General features: G+C 35.8%; 18 protein-coding genes. 7 read left to right on the top strand and 11 right to left on the bottom strand.

Annotated elements, in window-relative coordinates; genetic code table 11:
- Nucleotides 1-12 precede the first annotated feature (12 nt).
- From ACNFU2_RS05090 to apaG, 5 genes are all read left to right on the top strand, one after another.
- Entirely contained in the window at nucleotides 13-1281 is a 1269-nt protein-coding gene (locus ACNFU2_RS05090) for a glucose-1-phosphate adenylyltransferase (RefSeq protein WP_345988030.1), read from the top strand.
- A 69-nt stretch (nucleotides 1282-1350) separates the two neighbouring features.
- Nucleotides 1351-2391: an SRPBCC domain-containing protein gene (locus ACNFU2_RS05085; RefSeq protein ID WP_172278544.1), complete on the top strand. Its 1041-nt coding sequence runs from the start codon at nucleotides 1351-1353 to the stop codon at nucleotides 2389-2391.
- A 123-nt stretch (nucleotides 2392-2514) separates the two neighbouring features.
- Nucleotides 2515-5331 carry a 2-oxoglutarate dehydrogenase E1 component gene (locus ACNFU2_RS05080; RefSeq protein ID WP_418123987.1) on the top strand — a complete coding sequence of 939 codons (2817 nt, stop codon included), beginning with the start codon at nucleotides 2515-2517 and terminating at the stop codon, nucleotides 5329-5331.
- A gap of 39 nt (nucleotides 5332-5370) precedes the next feature.
- Nucleotides 5371-6621, top strand: a complete 1251-nt coding sequence (odhB, locus tag ACNFU2_RS05075) for a 2-oxoglutarate dehydrogenase complex dihydrolipoyllysine-residue succinyltransferase (protein ID WP_172278540.1) — start codon at nucleotides 5371-5373, stop codon at nucleotides 6619-6621.
- Nucleotides 6622-6704: 83 nt separating this feature from the next.
- Nucleotides 6705-7091, top strand: coding sequence for a Co2+/Mg2+ efflux protein ApaG (gene apaG, locus ACNFU2_RS05070; RefSeq protein WP_194304229.1), 387 nt, complete (start codon nucleotides 6705-6707; stop codon nucleotides 7089-7091).
- Between the two features lie 2 nt (nucleotides 7092-7093).
- Here apaG and ACNFU2_RS05065 read toward each other — a convergent pair whose 3' ends face one another.
- The 3 genes from ACNFU2_RS05065 to ACNFU2_RS05055 are packed head-to-tail and all read right to left on the bottom strand — an operon-like array spanning nucleotide 7094 to nucleotide 9575.
- Nucleotides 7094-7648, bottom strand: a complete 555-nt coding sequence (locus ACNFU2_RS05065; RefSeq protein ID WP_172278536.1) for a 3'-5' exonuclease — start codon at nucleotides 7646-7648, stop codon at nucleotides 7094-7096.
- Nucleotides 7649-7697: 49 nt separating this feature from the next.
- Complete coding sequence (locus ACNFU2_RS05060; RefSeq protein ID WP_418123985.1) at nucleotides 7698-8684, bottom strand: glycosyltransferase family 2 protein; 987 nt, start codon at nucleotides 8682-8684, stop codon at nucleotides 7698-7700.
- A gap of 6 nt (nucleotides 8685-8690) precedes the next feature.
- Nucleotides 8691-9575 carry a lysophospholipid acyltransferase family protein gene (locus ACNFU2_RS05055; protein ID WP_172278532.1) on the bottom strand — a complete coding sequence of 295 codons (885 nt, stop codon included), beginning with the start codon at nucleotides 9573-9575 and terminating at the stop codon, nucleotides 8691-8693.
- Nucleotides 9576-9654: 79 nt separating this feature from the next.
- Here ACNFU2_RS05055 and ACNFU2_RS05050 point away from each other — a divergent pair, with 79 nt between their 5' ends.
- The gene (locus ACNFU2_RS05050; RefSeq protein WP_418123983.1) at nucleotides 9655-10227 is read left to right on the top strand and encodes a thioredoxin family protein; all 573 of its coding nucleotides are present in this window, start codon (nucleotides 9655-9657) and stop codon (nucleotides 10225-10227) included.
- Between the two features lie 32 nt (nucleotides 10228-10259).
- Here ACNFU2_RS05050 and ACNFU2_RS05045 read toward each other — a convergent pair whose 3' ends face one another.
- From ACNFU2_RS05045 to ACNFU2_RS05030, 4 genes are all read right to left on the bottom strand, one after another.
- The gene (locus ACNFU2_RS05045) at nucleotides 10260-11648 is read right to left on the bottom strand and encodes an aldehyde dehydrogenase (protein WP_418123981.1); all 1389 of its coding nucleotides are present in this window, start codon (nucleotides 11646-11648) and stop codon (nucleotides 10260-10262) included.
- A 16-nt stretch (nucleotides 11649-11664) separates the two neighbouring features.
- Nucleotides 11665-13227 carry a hypothetical protein gene (locus ACNFU2_RS05040; protein ID WP_418123979.1) on the bottom strand — a complete coding sequence of 521 codons (1563 nt, stop codon included), beginning with the start codon at nucleotides 13225-13227 and terminating at the stop codon, nucleotides 11665-11667.
- A gap of 109 nt (nucleotides 13228-13336) precedes the next feature.
- Nucleotides 13337-14383 (bottom strand): HlyD family secretion protein, encoded by a 1047-nt coding sequence (locus ACNFU2_RS05035; RefSeq protein ID WP_418123977.1) that lies wholly within the window; start codon nucleotides 14381-14383, stop codon nucleotides 13337-13339.
- 4 nt (nucleotides 14384-14387) lie between these two features.
- Nucleotides 14388-15725: a TolC family protein gene (locus ACNFU2_RS05030; protein ID WP_418123975.1), complete on the bottom strand. Its 1338-nt coding sequence runs from the start codon at nucleotides 15723-15725 to the stop codon at nucleotides 14388-14390.
- A gap of 137 nt (nucleotides 15726-15862) precedes the next feature.
- Here ACNFU2_RS05030 and ACNFU2_RS05025 point away from each other — a divergent pair, with 137 nt between their 5' ends.
- Nucleotides 15863-16666: a helix-turn-helix domain-containing protein gene (locus ACNFU2_RS05025; protein ID WP_418123973.1), complete on the top strand. Its 804-nt coding sequence runs from the start codon at nucleotides 15863-15865 to the stop codon at nucleotides 16664-16666.
- Between the two features lie 77 nt (nucleotides 16667-16743).
- Here the strand turns inward: ACNFU2_RS05025 and rplI are convergent, their stop codons facing one another.
- The 4 genes from rplI to ACNFU2_RS05005 all read right to left on the bottom strand — a co-directional run bounded on the left by rplI (nucleotide 16744) and on the right by ACNFU2_RS05005 (nucleotide 19611).
- Nucleotides 16744-17253 carry a 50S ribosomal protein L9 gene (gene rplI / locus ACNFU2_RS05020; protein ID WP_172278520.1) on the bottom strand — a complete coding sequence of 170 codons (510 nt, stop codon included), beginning with the start codon at nucleotides 17251-17253 and terminating at the stop codon, nucleotides 16744-16746.
- 180 nt (nucleotides 17254-17433) lie between these two features.
- The gene (gene rpsR, locus ACNFU2_RS05015; protein ID WP_007844708.1) at nucleotides 17434-17736 is read right to left on the bottom strand and encodes a 30S ribosomal protein S18; all 303 of its coding nucleotides are present in this window, start codon (nucleotides 17734-17736) and stop codon (nucleotides 17434-17436) included.
- 30 nt (nucleotides 17737-17766) lie between these two features.
- On the bottom strand, nucleotides 17767-18108 hold the full coding sequence (rpsF, locus tag ACNFU2_RS05010; RefSeq protein WP_172278518.1) for a 30S ribosomal protein S6: 342 nt from the start codon (nucleotides 18106-18108) through the stop codon (nucleotides 17767-17769).
- A gap of 144 nt (nucleotides 18109-18252) precedes the next feature.
- Complete coding sequence (locus tag ACNFU2_RS05005; RefSeq protein WP_273648202.1) at nucleotides 18253-19611, bottom strand: chloride channel protein; 1359 nt, start codon at nucleotides 19609-19611, stop codon at nucleotides 18253-18255.
- Nucleotides 19612-19805 lie beyond the last annotated feature (194 nt).

Genomic DNA, 19805 nt, shown 5'->3' with positions numbered 1-19805 from the left:
CGCAAGATATTTATGAATCGCAACGTTATTTCCATTGTTTTGGGAGGAGGTAGAGGAACGAGACTTTTTCCGTTAACTTATTCAAGGTCAAAACCAGCCGTTCCAATTGCCGGAAAATACAGACTGGTAGATATTCCTATTTCCAATTGTCTAAACTCGGGACTGAATAAGATCTTGGTTTTAACCCAGTTTAACTCTGCTTCTTTAAATTCTCATATTAAAAACTCATATCATTTTGATATCTTCAGTAAAGGATTTGTAGATATTTTAGCTGCCGAACAGAATGTTGAAAATGAGAGCTGGTACCAGGGTACTGCAGATGCGGTTCGTCAGTCGATGAAACACCTTGAAAAATATGATTATGATTATATTCTTATCCTTTCTGGGGATCAGCTTTATCAGATGGACTTCAGGGAAATGCTGGATTATCATATTAAAAAAGGAGGGGATGTAACTATTGCGACTATTCCTGTAAATGCCAAGGATGCAACAGGGTTTGGTATTTTGAAATCCGATGATGAAGGAAATATTACTTCATTTGTTGAAAAACCAGGGATGGATATTTTAGGAGATTGGAAGTCTGAAGTTTCTGATCATAACAAACATGAAGGGAAAGAATTCCTTGCATCTATGGGGATTTATATTTTCACAAAGAGTATTCTTAAAAAGATGTTTGATGAAGGTGCGGGGGATGATTTCGGGAAAGATATTATTCCTAATTCAATAGGAAAATATGCTACATTAAGTTATCAGTATGAAGGATACTGGACTGATATTGGAACAATTGAGTCTTTTTACGAGGCTAATATTGATCTTTGTCAGGATTTTCCACAGTTTAATTTATTTTCTTCGTCACCGATTTATACGAGAGCCAGAATGCTACCTCCATCCAAAATTAATGGATCTTACGTTAGTAAAGCTGTTTTTGGAGATGGATGTATTATTATGGCGGACAAAATTGAAAATTCAGTGATCGGAAACAGGACCCGTATCGATAAAGGAAGTACGATCGTAAATTCTTATGTAATGGGATCGGATTTCTATCAGAATACTACTGAAATTGTCATGAATGACCGGAATGGTCGTCCTAACATGGGAATAGGGAAGTACTGTTACATCGAAAAAGCGATTCTAGACAAAAACTGCTATATAGGAGATAATGTAAGGATTATCGGAGGGAAGCACTTACAGGATGGCGACTTTGGAACCCATTCCGTGCAGGATGGTATTGTTGTGGTGAAAAAAGGAGCTGTGCTGCCTCCGGGAACTCATATTGGATAATTTTCATAAACTTAAAACTAGAGTGATCAATATATTGGTCACTTTTTTTATTTGTTTTACTTTTGTACGATGCGTTTTTTTAAAATAATAAGTGTAATTGTTGTTTTACTGGTAGGGGCTTATGCTGCTTCCATGTATTATTTTGTGGATGAAAGTAAAGATTTTAAAATTGAAAAAGAGATAGATTATCCTTTGGATAAAGTCTTTCACCAATTCAATAATTTGCAGAATTTTACCCGTTGGAATAATTTCTTTACAAATTCCCAAACTATTGATATTGATTATTATACTCCCTACGAGGGAATGGGAAGCGCTATAAGTTACGTTGATCCAAAAAATGATAGAGACGGAGAGATGTTTATCCGGTATGAAAACCCTAATCAAACCCTTAAATATCAGCTTTTTGAAGATAAAAATGAGAACCCAACGCTTGTCGATGTTAAATTCAAAGCATTATCTGCAGAAAAAACAAAAATCACATGGTATGTTCATACCCCTAAACTTTCTGTGCTGAGGAGAGTGGAGAATTTCTGGACGGAGGACCGTTTTACAGAAAATATCGATAAAAGTATGGCCAACCTTAAGAACGTTCTCGGAAATAAGGTGGAAAAAGATAACCAGATGGCTGCAATAAAATACGATAGCTTAATGGTAGAAAATGAAGAGGAAAAGTTATTGCTGGGAATTAATGTCAGCACCTCCAACAAGAAAGATGCTTTGTACAAAAACATCGTTATGAACTACAATAAAGTTTACAATTATGTAAGCATGGATCTTGGAAAAAAAGAGGATGAATTCGGGTTTCCCATCCTGATCACTGACGCCGATAATTATAAAGATAAGGAGGTTTCCTATTTCCTGGGGATACCATTGTCAAAAAAGATAGGAGTTACAGATAATAACTTTAGTTTCAGATCTGTAAACCCTACGCAGAATTATGTGATGTATTACAAAGGACCTTATGCCGGAAGAGTAAAAGCAATTCAGCAATTGATTCAAAAAGCAAAGAAAGATGAGATGCGTTTTGGTGATATTCGTCAGGTTTTTATGGAGCGCCCGATGGATGATCAGGACGTGAACATGAAGCTTTCCCTATCTGTCTTTAAGTAAATTATTGGAAATTATATATTTTATGTTTTTTTTAGTAATCTGAGGCTGTCCCAAGTCGGTTTTTTTTATTAAATTTGAGGATTAATTATACAAACAAATTTTAATAATAGATAAACTGTAATAATGGACAGATTTTCATTCCTAAACGCAGCTCATTCTCAGTTAATTGAGGATTTATACCAACAGTACTTAAAATTCCCGGATTCTTTAGAGCCATCATGGAAAGCCTTCTTTCAAGGCTTTGATTTTGCTTTGGAGAACTACGGTGATGAAGATAACATCCAATACATTCAAGCTCCAGCTACTACTGCTCCTGCAGTACAGCAAATATCTCAGGCGGTATCAAACGGAGAAGTTCCTGAGCACATCAAGAAAGAATTTAAAGTAGTAAACCTTATTGAGGCTTACAGAACAAGAGGGCATTTGTTTACAAAAACAAATCCGGTAAGAGAAAGAAGACACTATACACCTACTCTGGATATCGAGAACTTCGGTCTGAGCAAGGAGGATTTAAATACGAAATTTAACTGTGCTGTTGAAACAGGGATGAAAGAGCCTGCAACATTGCAGGATATTATTAAGCACCTGGAAAACATTTATTGTGACTCTATCGGTGTTGAATATACTTATATCAACAATGTTGAAGAGAAGGATTTTATCAAAAAATGGTTGCAGGTAAATGAAAACCATCCAAGTCTTTCAGCCAATGAAAAAACTGAGATCTTATTGAAGTTGAATCAGGCTGTAGCTTTTGAAAATTATCTTCACACGAAATTTGTTGGTCAGAAAAGATTCTCACTGGAAGGAGGAGAAACATTGATTCCTGCTTTGGATCAGTTGATTTCAAGATCTTCTCAGCTTGGTGTAGATGAGGTGGTGCTTGGTATGGCTCACAGAGGAAGATTAAATGTACTATCCAATATTTTTGGTAAATCTTACAAACAGATCTTCTCTGAATTTGAAGGAAAAGAATTTGAAGAAGATGTATTCTCGGGTGACGTTAAATATCACTTAGGATCTTCTAAAAAGATCAAAACAGCTTCAGGTGAAGAAGTTTCTATCAATCTTACTCCGAACCCATCTCACCTGGAAACAGTAGCAGCTTTGGTAGAAGGGATCTGCCGTGCTAAAGTAGATGATAAATACAAAGGGGATTATTCTAAAATTTTACCGATCGTTATCCATGGGGATGGAGCTATTGCAGGACAAGGAATTGTTTATGAAGTAGCGCAGATGATGACCTTGGAAGGATACAAAACAGGAGGTACGGTGCATATTGTTGTGAATAACCAGGTTTCATTTACAACCAACTATGCAGATGCAAGATCATCCACTTATTGTACGGATATTGCAAAAGTAACTGAGTCTCCGGTAATGCACGTAAATGCTGATGACGCGGAAGCAGTAGTTCATGCAATCCACTTTGCAGCTGATTTCAGAGCGAAGTTCGGAAAAGATGTATACATCGATTTACTGGGATATAGAAAATATGGTCATAACGAAGGGGATGAACCAAGATTTACTCAACCCAATTTATATAAACTGATTTCCAAGCATCCGAACCCAAGAGAAATTTATAAGGATAAATTAATTCAGGACAGTATTGTTTCTAATGATATCCTGAAGAAAATGGAAACTGATTTCAAAGAACTTTTGGATAAAGATTTCGATGCATCTAAGGAGATTGAGAAAAATGCAATGGATGTTTTCATGTCTGATGACTGGACAAACTATCCTATTGCAAAAAGAGGAGCAATGCAGTCTCCTGTAGATACAAAATATGATTTAGCTAAGCTTAAGGAACTGGCTATTAAAATGTCTACACTTCCTGCTGATAAGAAATTTATCAATAAGATTACAAGACTTTTTGAAAACCGTGTAAAAGCAATTGAGGGAGATTCTTTAGATTGGGCTTTAGGAGAATGGTTAGCATATGCTACATTACTTGCTGAAGGACACAATATCAGAATTTCAGGGGAAGATGTGGAAAGAGGAACTTTCTCCCACAGACATGCCGTAGTAAAAACAGAAGATACGGAAGAAGAGTATATTCCATTAAGACATATTTCTGAAAGCAGATTTGATGTTTATAACTCTCACCTTTCAGAATACGGAGTTTTAGGTTTTGATTATGGATATGCTATGGCTTCTCCAAACACGCTTACAATCTGGGAAGCTCAGTTTGGGGATTTCGTAAATGGTGCTCAGATTATTGTTGATCAATATCTGGCTGCTGCTGAAGAGAAATGGAAGATTCAGAACGGATTGGTAATGTTATTGCCACATGGTTCCGAAGGACAGGGAGCAGAACACTCTTCTGCAAGATTGGAGAGATTCTTGACACTTTGTGCGAACGAAAATATTGTGGTAGCCAATATCACTTCCCCAGCTAACTATTTCCACTTGTTGAGAAGACAATTGAAATGGTCTTACAGAAAACCGTTGGTTGTAATGAGTCCTAAATCATTACTAAGACATCCTAAAGTTGTTTCTCCATTAGAAGATTTTGCGAACGGAACTTTCCAGCCTATTTTGGATGATGCTACTGCAGATCCTAAAAAAGTAGAAAAAGTTGTCCTTTGTTCAGGTAAATTCTATTTTGAATTATTGGCGAAGAAAGAGGAACTTAACAATGAAGATATTGCTCTGGTTAGATTTGAACAATTGTATCCATTACAAACAGATGCTATTGAGCAAATTTTAAGCAAATATGATAATAGAAAAGAATTGATCTGGGCTCAGGAAGAACCTGAAAATATGGGGGCATGGTCTTATATCCTTAGAAACTTCAGAGATACAGGTATTCAGGTAATAGCTCCGGTACCAAGTGGTGCTCCGGCTCCTGGTAGTCACAAGATGTTTGAGAAAAATCAGAATGCAGTAATCAATAGGGTTTTTAACACAAACGATGCGCCTGCAAAAAGACCTGTAACAGCTTAATCAATAAATAATAATTAATAAAAAAATAAAAAATACGATATGTCAGTTTTAGAAATGAAAGTTCCTTCACCGGGCGAATCAATAACAGAAGTTGAAATCGCGACTTGGCTTGTGAAAGATGGTGATTATGTAGAAAAAGATCAACCAATCGCTGAGGTAGACTCAGACAAAGCAACTCTTGAACTTCCAGCTGAGCAAAGTGGTGTAATTACTTTAAAAGCAGAAGAAGGTGAAGTTGTACAAGTAGGTCAGGTAGTTTGCTTAATTGATGTAGATGCTCCTAAACCAGAAGGGGCAGCTGCTCCTGCTGCTGAAGCTCCTAAGAAAGAAGAGGCTCCAAAACCAGCACCTGTTCAGGAAGCACCAAAACCGGTTGCACAACCTGCGGCTGCTACACAGACATATGCAACGGGAACTCCGTCTCCTGCTGCTAAAAAAATTCTTGATGAAAAAGGAATAGATGCAGGGCAAGTTACCGGATCCGGAAGAGATGGAAGAGTTACTAAAACTGATGCTGAATTAGCTGCTGTTCCTGCTATGGGAAGTGTATCTTCTACTAACGGTTCAAGAGCAACAACGACTACTAAGCTTTCAGTTCTAAGAAGAAAAATCGCTTCAAGACTGGTTTCTGTAAAGAATGAAACGGCAATGTTAACTACTTTCAACGAGGTTGACATGTCTGAGATCTTCAGAATCAGAAAACAATATAAAGAAGAGTTTGCCCAAAAACACGGAGTTGGACTAGGTTTCATGTCTTTCTTTACAAAAGCTGTTACAAGAGCTTTGCAAATGTATCCTGATGTAAATGCATCTATCGATGGAGATTTCAAAATCAACTATGATTTCTGTGATATTTCAATCGCGGTTTCAGGTCCTAAAGGATTAATGGTTCCTGTATTGAGAAATGCTGAAGACATGACCTTCAGAAGTATTGAAGCAAACATCAAAGATTTAGCTACTAAAGTAAGAGACGGTAAAATCAGTGTTGATGAAATGACTGGTGGTACATTCACAATTACAAATGGTGGTACTTTCGGATCTATGATGTCTACTCCGATTATCAATCCTCCACAATCTGCAATTCTGGGAATGCACAACATTATTCAAAGACCTGTAGCAGTAGACGGGCAGGTAGTTATCCGTCCTATGATGTACGTTGCAATGTCTTATGACCACAGAATTATTGATGGAAAAGAATCCGTAGGGTTCCTTGTAGCTGTAAAAGAAGGTATCGATAATCCTGTTGAGATTTTAATGGGAGGTGATGAAAGAAAAGCTCTGGAATTATAAATTTTAAGAAAATTATAATATAAGTTACGATCTCGCCTCAAAAAAGGCGAGATTTTTGTATTTATTTAAACAAATGTTAAGTGATGTTTTCAAAAATAACTTCTAATATCAAAGTTTCAGTCATACCTGAATATGATAGTAAAAACAGTTACCCCTCAGAAAACCGTTATGTTTTTAAGTATAATATAACCATAGAAAACGACGGTGGTTTTCCCATTAAGATTCTGAAAAGAAAATGGTTAATCTTCGATGTAGGTTTCGGATATACTGAGATCATCGGAGATGGGGTAATCGGATTGACTCCGGAGATCTCAACAGGTGAAAATTTCGGTTATTTCTCTAACGTAATGCTTCGTTCAGGAGTAGGGAATATGAGCGGAAAATACCTGGTTAAAAACATGGAAACTCAGGAAAGTTTTGAAATAGACATTCCTAAATTCAACCTGCTTTCAGAAGTATTGAGCAATTAGAATCAGAGTTGTTTGATTTTAGGCCGCAGGTAATCATAAATTTCTTCATTTGTACTTAGAAATAACTTTTCAAAGGCTAATAAAGAGATTTTAGCACAAGCTTCGGCATCATCTCCAGCCCTATGGTGATTAAGGCTGATCTGATGATATTCTGACAGATGTTTTAATCCATACCTAGGGAGATAATTCCAGGACTTTTTTGCCAGCTGAATACTGCATAAATAATTCAGTTTTGGTGTGAATATACCATAATGTTTAAGGCACCCTCTTAAGACCCCTGCATCAAAGCCTGCATTATGAGCAATCATAAGCGTTCCATACATCATTTCTTCCACTTCATACCAGATTTCATCAAAAGTAGGAGCATCCTTTACATCTTCTGGTTCTATACCGTGAACCGCAACATTAAATCGGCTAAAATAAGGAAAACTGGGTGGTTTAATAAGCCAGGTTTTGGTTTCAACAATCTTGGAATCCTGAACAATACAGACTCCAAGTTCACAAGCAGAGCTTCTGTCGTTGGTTGCCGTTTCAAAATCTATTGCACAAAAATCCATTTTTATTGATAATATGATAAGTTATGAATTATAATTGAAAAGCCAAAGCTTATGAAGACTTTTTACCTCCAATAAAGTGTTTGAATATAAGCCATTTGCTTTGATAGAAAATATTCTTTTGATTTTTCTGACGGAGTTTCCAGGTTCCGGGAACCTGTGCATAAAAGCCAAAATGTGCTCTTACAACAGCCCAAAGATGAGGAAATCCATTTTTTAATCCAAAATAAATACCCGCAATACTGTCTAAGCAAAGTCTGAAAAAAATAAGCCAGATCAGTTTTGGGAAAGGAAGGTTCTTAAGCATCATGGAAAGGTTATTTCTGATATTCAGATAAGTCTTCTGCGGACTTTGCTTATTTAAAGTTCCTCCTCCTACATGATAAACAGTGGATTTCCCTGTATAGTATATTTTTTTTCCCGTGTTGATCAGCCTCCAGCATAAATCGATTTCTTCCTGATGAGCAAAGAATCTTTCGTCAAATCCATTTTGTTCCTGAAAATCCTTTGAACGGATAAAGAAACAACATCCCGATGCCCAAAATATTTCTGCTTCATCATTATACTGTCCTTTGTCTTCTTCTACATCATCAAAAACCCTTCCTCTGCAATATGGATATCCTAAATTATCTATTAATCCCCCGGCAGCACCTGCAAATTCAAAATATTTTTTGTTCTGATAGGATAAAACCTTGGGTTGTATAGCTACAATTTCAGGATCTCTTTCAAAAAGGTCAAGGACAGGGGCAATCCAGTTTTCTGTTACTTCTACATCAGAATTAAGAAGGCAGTAATAGTCAGCCCTGATATTTTTCAATCCGGTATTATATCCGCCCGCAAAGCCATAATTTTTGTCATTGTAAATAATCTTTACGGTCGGAAACTGTGATTTTAGATAATCGATGGAGTTATCTGTAGAAAGATTGTCAATAACATATATATCCGCATCAGCCGAGAAGCGGACAACGGCAGGAAGAAACTTTTCCAGCCACTCCTTACCATTCCAGTTTAAAATAACAACTGCTAATTTTTTAGACATTCTGTATTATTCTTTTTCTGAATCAAAGTGTTTAATAGAGTCCTGATATTTCCACTTCCTGTGTGACCAAAGGTAGTTGTCGGGACGTTTATGAAGGGTGTTTTCCAGTAATTTATGAAACTTTTTTACTACCTCGTGCTCAACAAACTTTTCACTGTCCGGATAAATTCTATGGTAATTTACCTGATAAAAACCACGTTTTACTTTTTTCATTTCACAGTAAATGAAAGCCAGGTCCATTCTTGTCGCCAACTTATCATATCCTATAAATACTGGGGTTCTCTGGTCCAGGAATTCCAATCCGTAGTTGACATGAGAAACATGAGGTGTTTGATCGGCAACGAACATATAAATGGAGTCGCCATCATTTTTACTCCTGAAAATATTGAGAATAACCTCATTGGCTTCCAACGCCTTATTTCCGAATTTATTCCGGACCTTTTTCATCTGGTTTTCCCAGAATTCACTGTTTACTTTGCGGTATACAGGATGGCAGTTTTTCTGAGGAACGATAGTAGCCAATGCATTAATCCATTCCCAGTTAAAAACATGTCCGGCCAATAAAATAACATTTTTTCCTTCCTTTTGGACTTCATGAAATACATCCTGATTGATATGCTGCATCCTTACCCTGGCCTCTGTTTGTGAAATACTAAAGGATTTTACAGTTTCTACCAGGTAGTCTGAAAAGTTACGATAGAATTTTTTTCTTATCTCTGCGATCTCTTTTTTTGATTTCAGGGGAAAAGATCTGGTTAGATTCTGGGTGATTACATTTTTTCTATAACCTACAATGTAGTAGTTTAAAAAGAAAATGATATCCGAAAAAATATATAATATTTTCAACGGGAGCTTAGAAATCAGGTATAGTATCTTGATCAGGAAATTCATAAAACATGCAAATTTAGTGATAATAAAAATATGGTTCTATTTTTGCTTGCAATAAGTATTATTTTTTTACTTTTATATTATGAAAAAATTATCAATAGCAGCTTTCCTGATCGCAGGTACTTTTGTTTTTTCACAGGAAACAAAGAGGACTGAGGAGGTTAAGGATTCAAGAGATAAGGCATTAATTGTAAAGACTGATCATGCAGAACTGGATGCCAAAAGAAAAGCCGCTGAGGAGAAGGCTAAGTTACCGAAGCCATATGATCCGAAAGCGGATGCTCAAAAAGATATTAATAAACTGATTGCTCAGGCAAAAAAAGAAAATAAAAATATTATGATCCAGGCCGGTGGAAATTGGTGTATCTGGTGTTTACGCTTTAATCAGTTTGTACAAACCACACCTGAATTAAAAAATATTGTTGATAAAAATTATTTATACTATCACCTTAATTTCTCTCCGGACAACAAAAATGAAAAAGTTTTTGCTCAATATGGTAATCCGGGAGATAAATTCGGATATCCTGTGTTTATTGTTCTGGATAAAAATGGTAAAATGATTCATGTTCAGCAAAGTGATGTTCTGGAACAGGATAAAGGATATAATCTTGAAAAAGTAAAAGCATTTTTCAACGAATGGATACCTAAATCATAAATAAAAACCGGGAATTTCCCGGTTTTTTTGTTTTATAAAAGTTTCTTAATCCATTTTAGTTTTTTATCAGAATATGGCGGATATTTTATATTGGGTTCGCCCCATGTTACCCTTTCAAGGATCGATTTCTGGTGTGAAAAAGCTTCAAACCCATATTTACCATGATAATGGCCAATTCCTGAATTTCCTACTCCCCCAAACGGCAGATGGTCGTTACTTAAATGCATTACCACATCATTGATACATCCTCCGCCAAAAGTGATCTTTTGCTTAAAAATTTCTTTTTCTTCTGGGTTATTCGTAAAGAGATAAGCAGCAAGAGGTTTCTCTAATTCTGTAATCGTATTGATCATTTGGTTATAGTGGGTGAATGAAATCACGGGTAGAATCGGACCAAAGATTTCTTCTTCCATGACAGGATCTTTCCATTCAATATCCGTTAGGATGGTTGGTTCTATATAAAGTTTTTCTTCACTATAATTACCTCCGAAATATACCTTATCCTTTTGGATCAATTGAATAAGCCTTTGAAAATTTCTTTGGTTAATGATTCTTGTGTATTGTTCTGATCCGGGTTCATATTTAAATTCTTTAATGTATTTCCGGAGCATTTCCAGAAACTGCTCTTTCACGGATTCTTCTACAACAAGGTAATCCGGAGCAACACAAGTTTGTCCTGCGTTTAAAAACTTACCCCAAACGATTCTTTTGGCTGAAACTTCAAGATTTGCTTCTTTAGTAATGATGGCGGGTGATTTTCCTCCCAATTCTAAGGTTACTGGCGTCAGGTTTTCCGCAGCAGCTTTATAAACAATCTTTCCTACTTTGGTGCTCCCTGTAAAAAATATTTTATCAAACCTGAGTTTCAAAAGATCTGTCGTTTCATTGATTCCACCTTTATAGACATAAACATATTCAGAAGGAAAGTTTTCATTGATAATTTTAGCCATTGCTTCCATTGTATTTTCGGCAATTTCACTTGGTTTAAGGATACAGCAGTTTCCTGCTGCTAAGGCGGCAACAAGTGGAGAAAGGGATAGTTGATAAGGGTAATTCCATGCACCAATTACAAGAATACATCCTAAAGGTTCAGGATAAATGAGACTTTTCCCGATCTGATTAGCAAGGTTGGTTGAAACCTTTTGGGGTTTTGAAAGCGTTTTCAGATTTTTTATATAATAATCAATATCCTTTAGAACAAAAGATAACTCTGTAGTAAATGTATCAAATCTTGATTTTCCAAAATCTTTCTCTATTGCTTTATATAAGAGCTCCTCATTCTGTGTGATGATTTCTTTAAGCTTTTCAAGGTACATTTTCCTGAACTTTATACTTTTTGTTTTATGTGTTTTGAAAAATGCTTTCTGAGCTGATGAGATTTCCTGAATGTCCATGCTTTCAAATTTGGGAAAGCAATGCAAATTTTTTGCCTAAAAATTACATTATATTTCTGATCGCAATTTTAGCGGGATGATATAAAAGCAGTAAAAGTGCCGTAATAAATGCCAGCCAGAATAAGCCGGTAAATATTTCCATATTGGAAAGTAAAATAGCCTGTAATGTAATTTTTGCTTTAAACGCTCCGGCTGTTAATGATAAAGATTCATTCACCGGTAGCTTAGAGATATTTGCTCCGAAAATCTGTGTCCACTGCGAATAAAAAACAGGATTGGTATCTGTCATGTTATAGCTTAAGGCATCAGAATGTTTTAAGGTAAGAAAGAGCATTAAATTCTGCATTAAAGCATATCCTATAGCAGTCGTCCAGAATCGGGTAGTGGTTCCCATTGCCGTGCCATTTGCTACATAATCTTCCGGAAGCCCTGCTATTAAAAAGAAAACAAGAGGGGTGAATAAAAGCCCCTGGGCTATTCCCTGTAAAAATAGCGGAGGGCAAATGGTAGAAAGTGTTGTATCGGGATAAAAGGTATATGTGAACCAGGCACAATCAATGGCGAGTAATAAAAACCCGGTAAAGAAGACCATTCTGGAGGAAACACCTTTCATTAAACAGATCCCGGATAATAAAACGCCAATAAGTGTTCCCGCCACATTCCAATACTGAACATCTACAATATAATCCCAGGGCCATTTCCATACGGTAGCCATGATACTGTATACATTATTCAAAGCTGAACGGATCAGATAAAAAACAAAAAAAAGGACCATACCCGCAATAACATTTTTAGAATGGAAAACTTCAAAATGGAAAATTGGGCGTTTTGAATTTCTCTGTTTTAAAATAAATAATCCTCCCGATATTAAAAATATGAATAAGCATAAAATAATGATATGGGACTCAAACCACATAAGGCGTTTTCCATAGATAATAGCGTAAGCTCCCGCCTGCAAGCAGGTCCACAATAAAAACCAGCTGGTAATGTCAAGCTGATACAATGGCTTTTTGGGAAAGAATCTGTTTTTGTTGAATAACGCAATTCCGATAATCAATACAAAAATGTGGAAATAAGCGATCATCAGAATCATATGCTGAAAATCGTAATCCTGAATGCTTGATTTTAATAATGAGGTGGTAACTGTTCCTCCGGTAAGCATTATGGTGTACATGAAAAGATAAGCAATTACTTTAGCATGAACAGTCTTCAATTCCGCTATAATAAGGGGTAAAAAAATAGCGCCTTCCAATAATCCGAATATCCCTTCCAGGAAGCGGATGACAAGAACAATATGATAATCATTGGTGACTGATAATACATACAGTATAATTACTGAAATAGAGGACATCAGCAAAATATAGTATTTTACGCTGAAATAGGCCATAAATCGCTGCAAAACTAAAAGGGTAACCACAAATGTCCCGTACATCAAAATCAATAAGTATTGGATATCATCTGGGTCCACATCCATAAAGGAAGCCGTGAAGGCACTATTGGAATGCAGGATAGACAATAACATCAGGTGGGGAAACAGCGCCAGAATAAGGAGCGGCAGTTTCAGCCATTGTGGTACCCATTTATAATAAACTGAATTATGTTGCATTTTTTTAACTTAGATAGTAGATTTGGAATTACGGATAGTGGGGATTAAGGATGGATATAAGGTCTCAAATTCCTTTATATCACCGCATGCATGGTGAATTTTTCGCTTTCTATAGTTTTTTAGCGCTGACCAGTACATTCATTCCTGAAAGTAATTTTTCATTGTCCTTGCCATTCTCTAAAATAATTTTTACTGGAAAACGCTGTTCTATTTTTACGAAATTTCCGGTTGCATTATCGGGCTTAACCAGAGAAAACTGAGAACCTGATGCAGGGGATACGGAAACTATCTTTCCTTTAAATTCAATATCCGGAAAAGCATCCGCTTCAATAATCACTTCCTGCTTCTGATCAATCTGCCCCAGTTGGGTTTCTTTATAATTGGCAATGATCCATTTTTCCTTACTGACGATCTGAACCAAAGCTTGTCCTTCTTTAATCAGCTGGCCTTCCTGAATCGTTTTTTTTCCGACCCATCCATCATAAGGGGCAGTAACTACTGTATACGAAAGAAATAATTTTGCATTACTGAGATTAGCGGAGCTTTGCTGAATCTGACTTTTTGCGGGAGCTACTTTGGTCTCTTGTTCATTAGCACCAGCTCTAATTGCTTTCTTTTGCTGTTCCAATGCCAGCAGATTGGCTTTAGCCTGATCATATGAAGCCTGTACATTTTCAAACTGTTGTTCGGTGGCAGCATCTTCAGCCAAAAGATTTTTGTATCTTTTATAATCCTGTTCCGTTCTCCATATATCAATTTTTGCTGAAGCTATTTTAGCATCGATGATTTTAGTATCACTTTCTTTAGTATTAACACCACTTTGGATGGTTGCAATATTTTCTGAATTTGCATGCAGGTTGGCTTCGGCCATTTTTACCTGGTTGATGAATTCCCGGTTGTCAATTACAATTAAAGTGTCTCCTTTATGGACAAACTGATTTTCATTAAACCTTATGTCTTTAATAAAGCCTGAAACTTTACTTGAAACCGGTGTGATGTATTGTTCGATTTGCGCATCATTTGTTGTTACATTCTTTCTGGAAAAAAGATAGAAACTTATCATCCCTGTAATTCCGCTTATGATGAGAATCCAGGCTAATAAAGTAATCGATTTGTTGATTCTTTCTTCTTTTTTAGTCAATTGCTTCTTAGTCATAGTTTTATAAGTTTCCGATAGTATATTGGAGTTGATAGTATTTTAATTGTCGGTTGATCTTCACAGAAATAAGATTGGATTGAGTTTCCAGATATGTATTATCAGCATCAATCAATTCGGTGATAAGGCTTAATTTATTTGCGTATTTTGTTTTAACGATCCGATAGTTTTCTTTTGCCTGATTAATAGCTTCCTCTGCTATTTTTACTTTTTGTTCAGTTTCTTCAAATTTTTTATACGCTTCATAAACCGAATGTTTTAAACTTTCTTCCTTCTCTTCAATCTGTAATTTGGCAAGGTCTATATTTTCCTTTGCTTCCTGCATTTTATATTTATTCTTATATAAGCTCTCTATAGGATAGGTTAGGTTTACCCCAATCATTCCTAAACGATAAGCATAAGGCTCAGGGGGAAAGAACATCATATTGGGATATTTTATGAAATATTCACCTCCGGCAGTAATCTTGGGAAGATAATTGGCTTTTACGATTTTTTGATCAAGCTCTTTTAAAGAGAGATTTTTCTTGGTGATTTCAACATATTCATTTTTAATTAAAGCTGTTTCGGTCAGCTCATTGATATACGGAATTTCTGCATTTTCAGAAATAAGATCTTCTGTTTCAGCATGCATTTCCTGAGTGTCCGGAAGAAATAAAATTGTTTTTAACTGGTGTTCCGCGATCTGAATGTCATTATCAAGTTCTGTCCAGCTCATTTTGTGATTAGAAAGTTGCAAAGATGTTCTTAATACTTCATTAAAAGTAACCACTCCGTTTGCTTTTAAGGCTTTTACCTGTTTTATGTTTACAGAATCTTCCTTCATTTTTTCAGCAATAAGTTCTTGTTGTTCCTTTAAATGATGAATCTGAAGAAAAGCGGTAATGATTTGCATTTTCAGTGATCTTTCATCCAGATGGGTTTGTAATTTCGAAATTTCAGTGTTTACAGATGATTTCTTCTCCGTATTTTTAATTCTTCCACCCATATATACCGGAATGGAAGCGGAAAGGGTAAAATCATACATCCCGTTAATAACATTATATCGGGTTGCTTTTCCCAAAATTCCGTTTTCATGCTGAAAAAGATCAGATACCTGAGTGTAGCTGGTATGAAATTCAATGTCCGGCAATCTTTCCATTTTAAGATCTTTCTCTTTTGTTTCAGACATGCTTTGTTTGAGGTGGCTGATCTGAATGTTTTTATTATTCTTCAGACCTAATTCTAATGCCTGTTGAAGGCTGAGATGTTGATAATCGATCACTTGTGAGTGTAGGGACATGCTTATCAATAATAAGCACAACGCAATCCAGTGATATCTGCGTGTGCTAAATATCATTTTCATAAATTAATTAAAGGTTTTTTGCTAAATTGATTTTGATAGTGCAAAGGTACGAGCAGTACGTCTAGACATGATTTGTTAAAGCAGAAAAAGATTTGCTCATTTACGCCAAATAGAAATATTCTCAGTACCTTTATCTCATGAATGATAGTCACTTTAAAGCGGTAGAGGAAGAAGACGCAGAATTTTATGTATATCATGTACTTACCGGTAATGTAAAAACAGATATCCATAATCACAGTTCTGCCCAATTGGTGTATGCAGAAGGCGGTATCGTACATATCTTTACTGAACTTAGGCACTGGTACCTTCCTGCGAGATGTTTTATGTGGATCCCTGCCGGAATCCCCCATTATATATTTACATCTAGCCCAAAAGTGGATTTATACAATTTTTACTTTAAAAAAGATGGAGATGAAAATGGCTTTTTTGATGAAATCAATATTTATTCTGTGAGTCATTTACTTCGGGAAATGATTTTATACACAAAAGAATGGGATGGGAAAATCACAAAAAATGACGGTTCTAAATATTATTTTCTCAAAGCACTTAAGGGAATTTTACCTGAAAAAAGAGATAAAAAATTAGCGTTTCCTGTACAGCATCCTTTCCCGGAAGATGAAACATTGCTAAAGGTAGCCAAATACATCCATGCCAACCTGGAGAAGAACCTTACCATTGAATCTACAGCAAAAGAATTTGGAATGAGTACAAGAACATTGTCCAGAAAATTTAAAGAGATTTTGGGCATGAATTACGTTCGTTTTTTAAGAGCTTTAAGAATAACCCGTTCATTGGAACTTATGCTTGAAGGGAAATACAATATGTACGAGATTGCAATGATGGTAGGGTATAACAGTCTGTCTTCCTTCAGTAATATCTTTAAAAAAGTAATTGGAATACCCCCGACAGAATATCTTCAGAAGTTGAGAGGAAATGAATAGGCAACAGATATCAGGGCATAAAAAAACCACTTCGAATGAAGTGGTTTATATGGTGTGAGAAATAAATTCTCTTTTTATTAAGCTTCTTCTTCAGTTTTAGCTTCTTCTTTTTTAGCCGCTGGAGCTGGAGCTACAACAGGAGCATCAGAAACAACGTCAAACTCGAAGTTGTACTCTACGTTTCTGTGTAATCTTACAACAGCAGTTACTTTACCAGTTCTCTTAATAGTGTTCCCTGGAATTTTGATGTATTTCTTCTCAACTTCAACACCAGCTTTTGCAAGAGCTGCAGAAAGGTCAGCATTGTTGATAGATCCGAATAGTTTATCACCAGATCCAACTTTAGCAGGAATAGTAATAGTAGTTTTTTTCAATTGCTCAACTACAGCGTTAGCAGCAGCAATTAATTTAGCTTCTTCTTCTTTTCTAGCTTCTAAAGTTGCTTCTAAAGTTGCTTTGTTTTTAGGAGTAGCTAAAAGTGCGTAACCTTGAGGAATCAAGAAGTTTCTTGCATAACCTGGTTTTACGTTTACTGTATCAAACTCAAGTCCTAAGTTTTCTACGTCTTTTTTTAGGATAATTTCCATTGTTGTTGTCCGTTTTTTAGTTCTAGAGAAAAGAACAAAGAAAAAAGAAAAAAGACTGGTGTCTTAGAAATTATTTCTTTCCTTTAATCTAAAAATCGTTAGAATTAATTATTTATTCAGCAACTTAAAAAAAGAGAAAAAGATCTCCATCTTTTCTCTTTCTTCTTGTTTCTTTATATCTTATTTTAATAAGTCAGCTACGTAAGGCATTAAAGCAAGGTGTCTTGCTCTTTTGATAGCAGCAGAAACTTTTCTTTGGTATTTTAAAGAAGTTCCAGTGTATCTTCTTGGTAAAATTTTACCCTGCTCGTTTACGAATTGTAATAAGAAATCAGCATCTTTATAATCTACATGCTTAATTCCGAATTTTTTGAATCTACAATATTTCTTTTCAGATTTTGTATTGATATCAAGTGGAGTAAGGAATTTTACTTCTGATTCTCCTCCAGCTGAGGCTTGTTTAGCCATTTCATCTATTGCCATGTCTTGTCTTTTTTAATAATGGGTTAATAATTAAGCTTTAGCTACTTTTACTTTAGTTCTTCTTGTTACAGCATAGTCAATAGCATGCTTGTCAAGTTTTGTAGTAAGGTAACGGATTACTCTTTCGTCACGTTTGAAAGCTAATTCTAAATCAGCAACGATAGTACCTTCTCCTTTAAACTCAATTAAAGTGTAGAATCCGTTCTTTTTTAATTGGATCGGATAAGCTAATTTTTTTAATCCCCAGTTCTCTTTAGCAACGATTTCGCAGTTTTTCTCTTTTAAAAGAGTTTCAAATTTTTTTACTGCTTCCTCCACCTGTGCGTCAGATAGAACGGGAGTTAAAATGAAAACAGTTTCGTAATTGTTCATAATGTTAAATGAATTTATTAATTATTTCGAGGTGCAAAAGTAGTGAAAGTATTTTAAGTATGCAACAGATACGGCAGATTTGTTTGTGTGGAACTGCTAAAGATAATAGTAGAAAGTCTGAGTTATAAATTATTTTTGATAGTATTAGACTTCTTCTTTGCTTCTTATTTCACTTAAAAAATTCATCTTTATCACGTCATAGAGTGAATGTCTGCTTACTAAAATAGAAGCAATAGACGATACCATTCCGGCCAGCATTAAATGGAATATTAATGAGTGCCTGTCAGTCATTTCAAGGACGATAATCGCCGATGTAAAAGGGGCTCTTGTAATTCCCGTAAGAAAAGCAACCATTCCCGCAAGAACGACAACATTCGTTTCGTTTTGGGTAAGATGAATCACTCCTGAAATGACGGAGCCAATACTTGCGCCTGCGGAGAGAGCAGGAGCAAAGATGCCGCCGGCTCCTCCTGATGTAAAGGATAAAGCCGGTCCCAGCATTCTTAAGATGGGCACATACCAGTCTTCATGCTTGTTTTTTGTGAAAAGAACTCTTTCCATAATTTCTTTACCGGATCCTAAGATCTCTCTGTTAATAAAATAAGCAATAGAAGCAATGATAAGCGCACAAATAACAAGAAATAAAATATTTGACTTATCCGTTTTCAGATTTTTCTTTTTCCACTTATTCATGGTAAGCATGATAACAGACAGCTGACTTGCGAGAATACCTGAAATACCCGCTACAAGCATGATCGGGAACATTACCATCAGCGAGACATCATGCGTTTTGGGATAACCAAGATATAAATAAGATCCTGCCAGGGTTTGCGCAGTTAAGCCTGCAATAATAACAGCTGTAAAAAGAGCTGTTTTAAAATAATTAATATGAGTTTTTGATAGTTCTTCCACCGCGAATACAATTCCCCCCAAAGGAGTATTGAAAGCTGCTGCAAGACCTGCGGCCGCACCTGTCATAATCATATTTTTTTTTGATATTTTCGGCCACCATTCGGGAAGATATTCGTTTACCTTTCTGAAAACAGAACCTGCGATCTGGATGGTTGGTCCTTCGCGTCCCACAGCACCACCCCCGATTACCAAAATGACAGAAGAAATAATTTTAAAGAATATGATTTTAAGACTCAAAAGGCTTCTGATCTTTTTGTGTTCCTTGGGATTAGCAAGCTCTACGGCAGCCATTACCTGTGGAATTCCGCTTCCTTTGGCATTCGGTGCAAATTCTTTTACCAGCCACCAGGACAAAACAAAACCAATGGGAGCAATAATGAAGATCATCCATGAATGCCAATTGAAAATGATATTTAAAAGACTTTCACCCCACGCAAATATTTTAGCATACATCACTGCAAAAAAACCCGTAATCACCGAACCAATCCAGAAAGGAATTGCCTGAAGCAAATTGTACTTCAGTTGTTCATTGCGGATATTATCAAAAGATTTTTTGAGACTTCTGCGGAGGTATATAAAAACTGAGTACATTTTATAGTCTTGTTTTACCTTGAAGAGCAGATATTGTTTTTATTCCTAAATAATAGTTGTAATTATTTAAGCCATAGGATAGCAAGAAGTTAACGTTATTGTATTTCAATTTCATCATTTAAAGTTTGTTTTAAAAATAATATTATTTAATCACAAATGCAATAATAAAAAACCTCCGAAATTCATTTCGAAGG

Source organism: Chryseobacterium sp. PTM-20240506, assembly GCF_048296755.1.
GTDB classification, from domain to species: Bacteria; Bacteroidota; Bacteroidia; order Flavobacteriales; family Weeksellaceae; genus Chryseobacterium; species Chryseobacterium proteolyticum.
Note: the sequence above shows the minus strand (reverse complement) of the source record. Positions and strands in the feature narration are given on the sequence as shown.

Bases quoted from the DNA above. Each gene is read 5' to 3' on its own strand.
- ACNFU2_RS05025 (WP_418123973.1), top strand. From the start codon at position 15,863: ATGAATGATAGTCACTTTAAAGCGGTAGAGGAAGAAGACGCAGAATTT.
- rplI (WP_172278520.1), bottom strand. From the start codon at position 17,253: ATGGAAATTATCCTAAAAAAAGACGTAGAAAACTTAGGACTTGAGTTT.
- ACNFU2_RS05005 (WP_273648202.1), bottom strand. From the start codon at position 19,611: ATGTACTCAGTTTTTATATACCTCCGCAGAAGTCTCAAAAAATCTTTT.
- apaG (WP_194304229.1), top strand. From the start codon at position 6,705: ATGTTTTCAAAAATAACTTCTAATATCAAAGTTTCAGTCATACCTGAA.
- ACNFU2_RS05050 (WP_418123983.1), top strand. From the start codon at position 9,655: ATGAAAAAATTATCAATAGCAGCTTTCCTGATCGCAGGTACTTTTGTT.
- ACNFU2_RS05040 (WP_418123979.1), bottom strand. From the start codon at position 13,227: ATGCAACATAATTCAGTTTATTATAAATGGGTACCACAATGGCTGAAA.
- ACNFU2_RS05080 (WP_418123987.1), top strand. From the start codon at position 2,515: ATGGACAGATTTTCATTCCTAAACGCAGCTCATTCTCAGTTAATTGAG.
- rpsR (WP_007844708.1), bottom strand. From the start codon at position 17,736: ATGGCAATAGATGAAATGGCTAAACAAGCCTCAGCTGGAGGAGAATCA.
- odhB (WP_172278540.1), top strand. From the start codon at position 5,371: ATGTCAGTTTTAGAAATGAAAGTTCCTTCACCGGGCGAATCAATAACA.
- ACNFU2_RS05035 (WP_418123977.1), bottom strand. From the start codon at position 14,383: ATGACTAAGAAGCAATTGACTAAAAAAGAAGAAAGAATCAACAAATCG.
- ACNFU2_RS05090 (WP_345988030.1), top strand. From the start codon at position 13: ATGAATCGCAACGTTATTTCCATTGTTTTGGGAGGAGGTAGAGGAACG.
- rpsF (WP_172278518.1), bottom strand. From the start codon at position 18,108: ATGAACAATTACGAAACTGTTTTCATTTTAACTCCCGTTCTATCTGAC.
- ACNFU2_RS05060 (WP_418123985.1), bottom strand. From the start codon at position 8,684: ATGTCTAAAAAATTAGCAGTTGTTATTTTAAACTGGAATGGTAAGGAG.
- ACNFU2_RS05065 (WP_172278536.1), bottom strand. From the start codon at position 7,648: ATGGATTTTTGTGCAATAGATTTTGAAACGGCAACCAACGACAGAAGC.
- ACNFU2_RS05030 (WP_418123975.1), bottom strand. From the start codon at position 15,725: ATGAAAATGATATTTAGCACACGCAGATATCACTGGATTGCGTTGTGC.
- ACNFU2_RS05055 (WP_172278532.1), bottom strand. From the start codon at position 9,575: ATGAATTTCCTGATCAAGATACTATACCTGATTTCTAAGCTCCCGTTG.
- ACNFU2_RS05085 (WP_172278544.1), top strand. From the start codon at position 1,351: ATGCGTTTTTTTAAAATAATAAGTGTAATTGTTGTTTTACTGGTAGGG.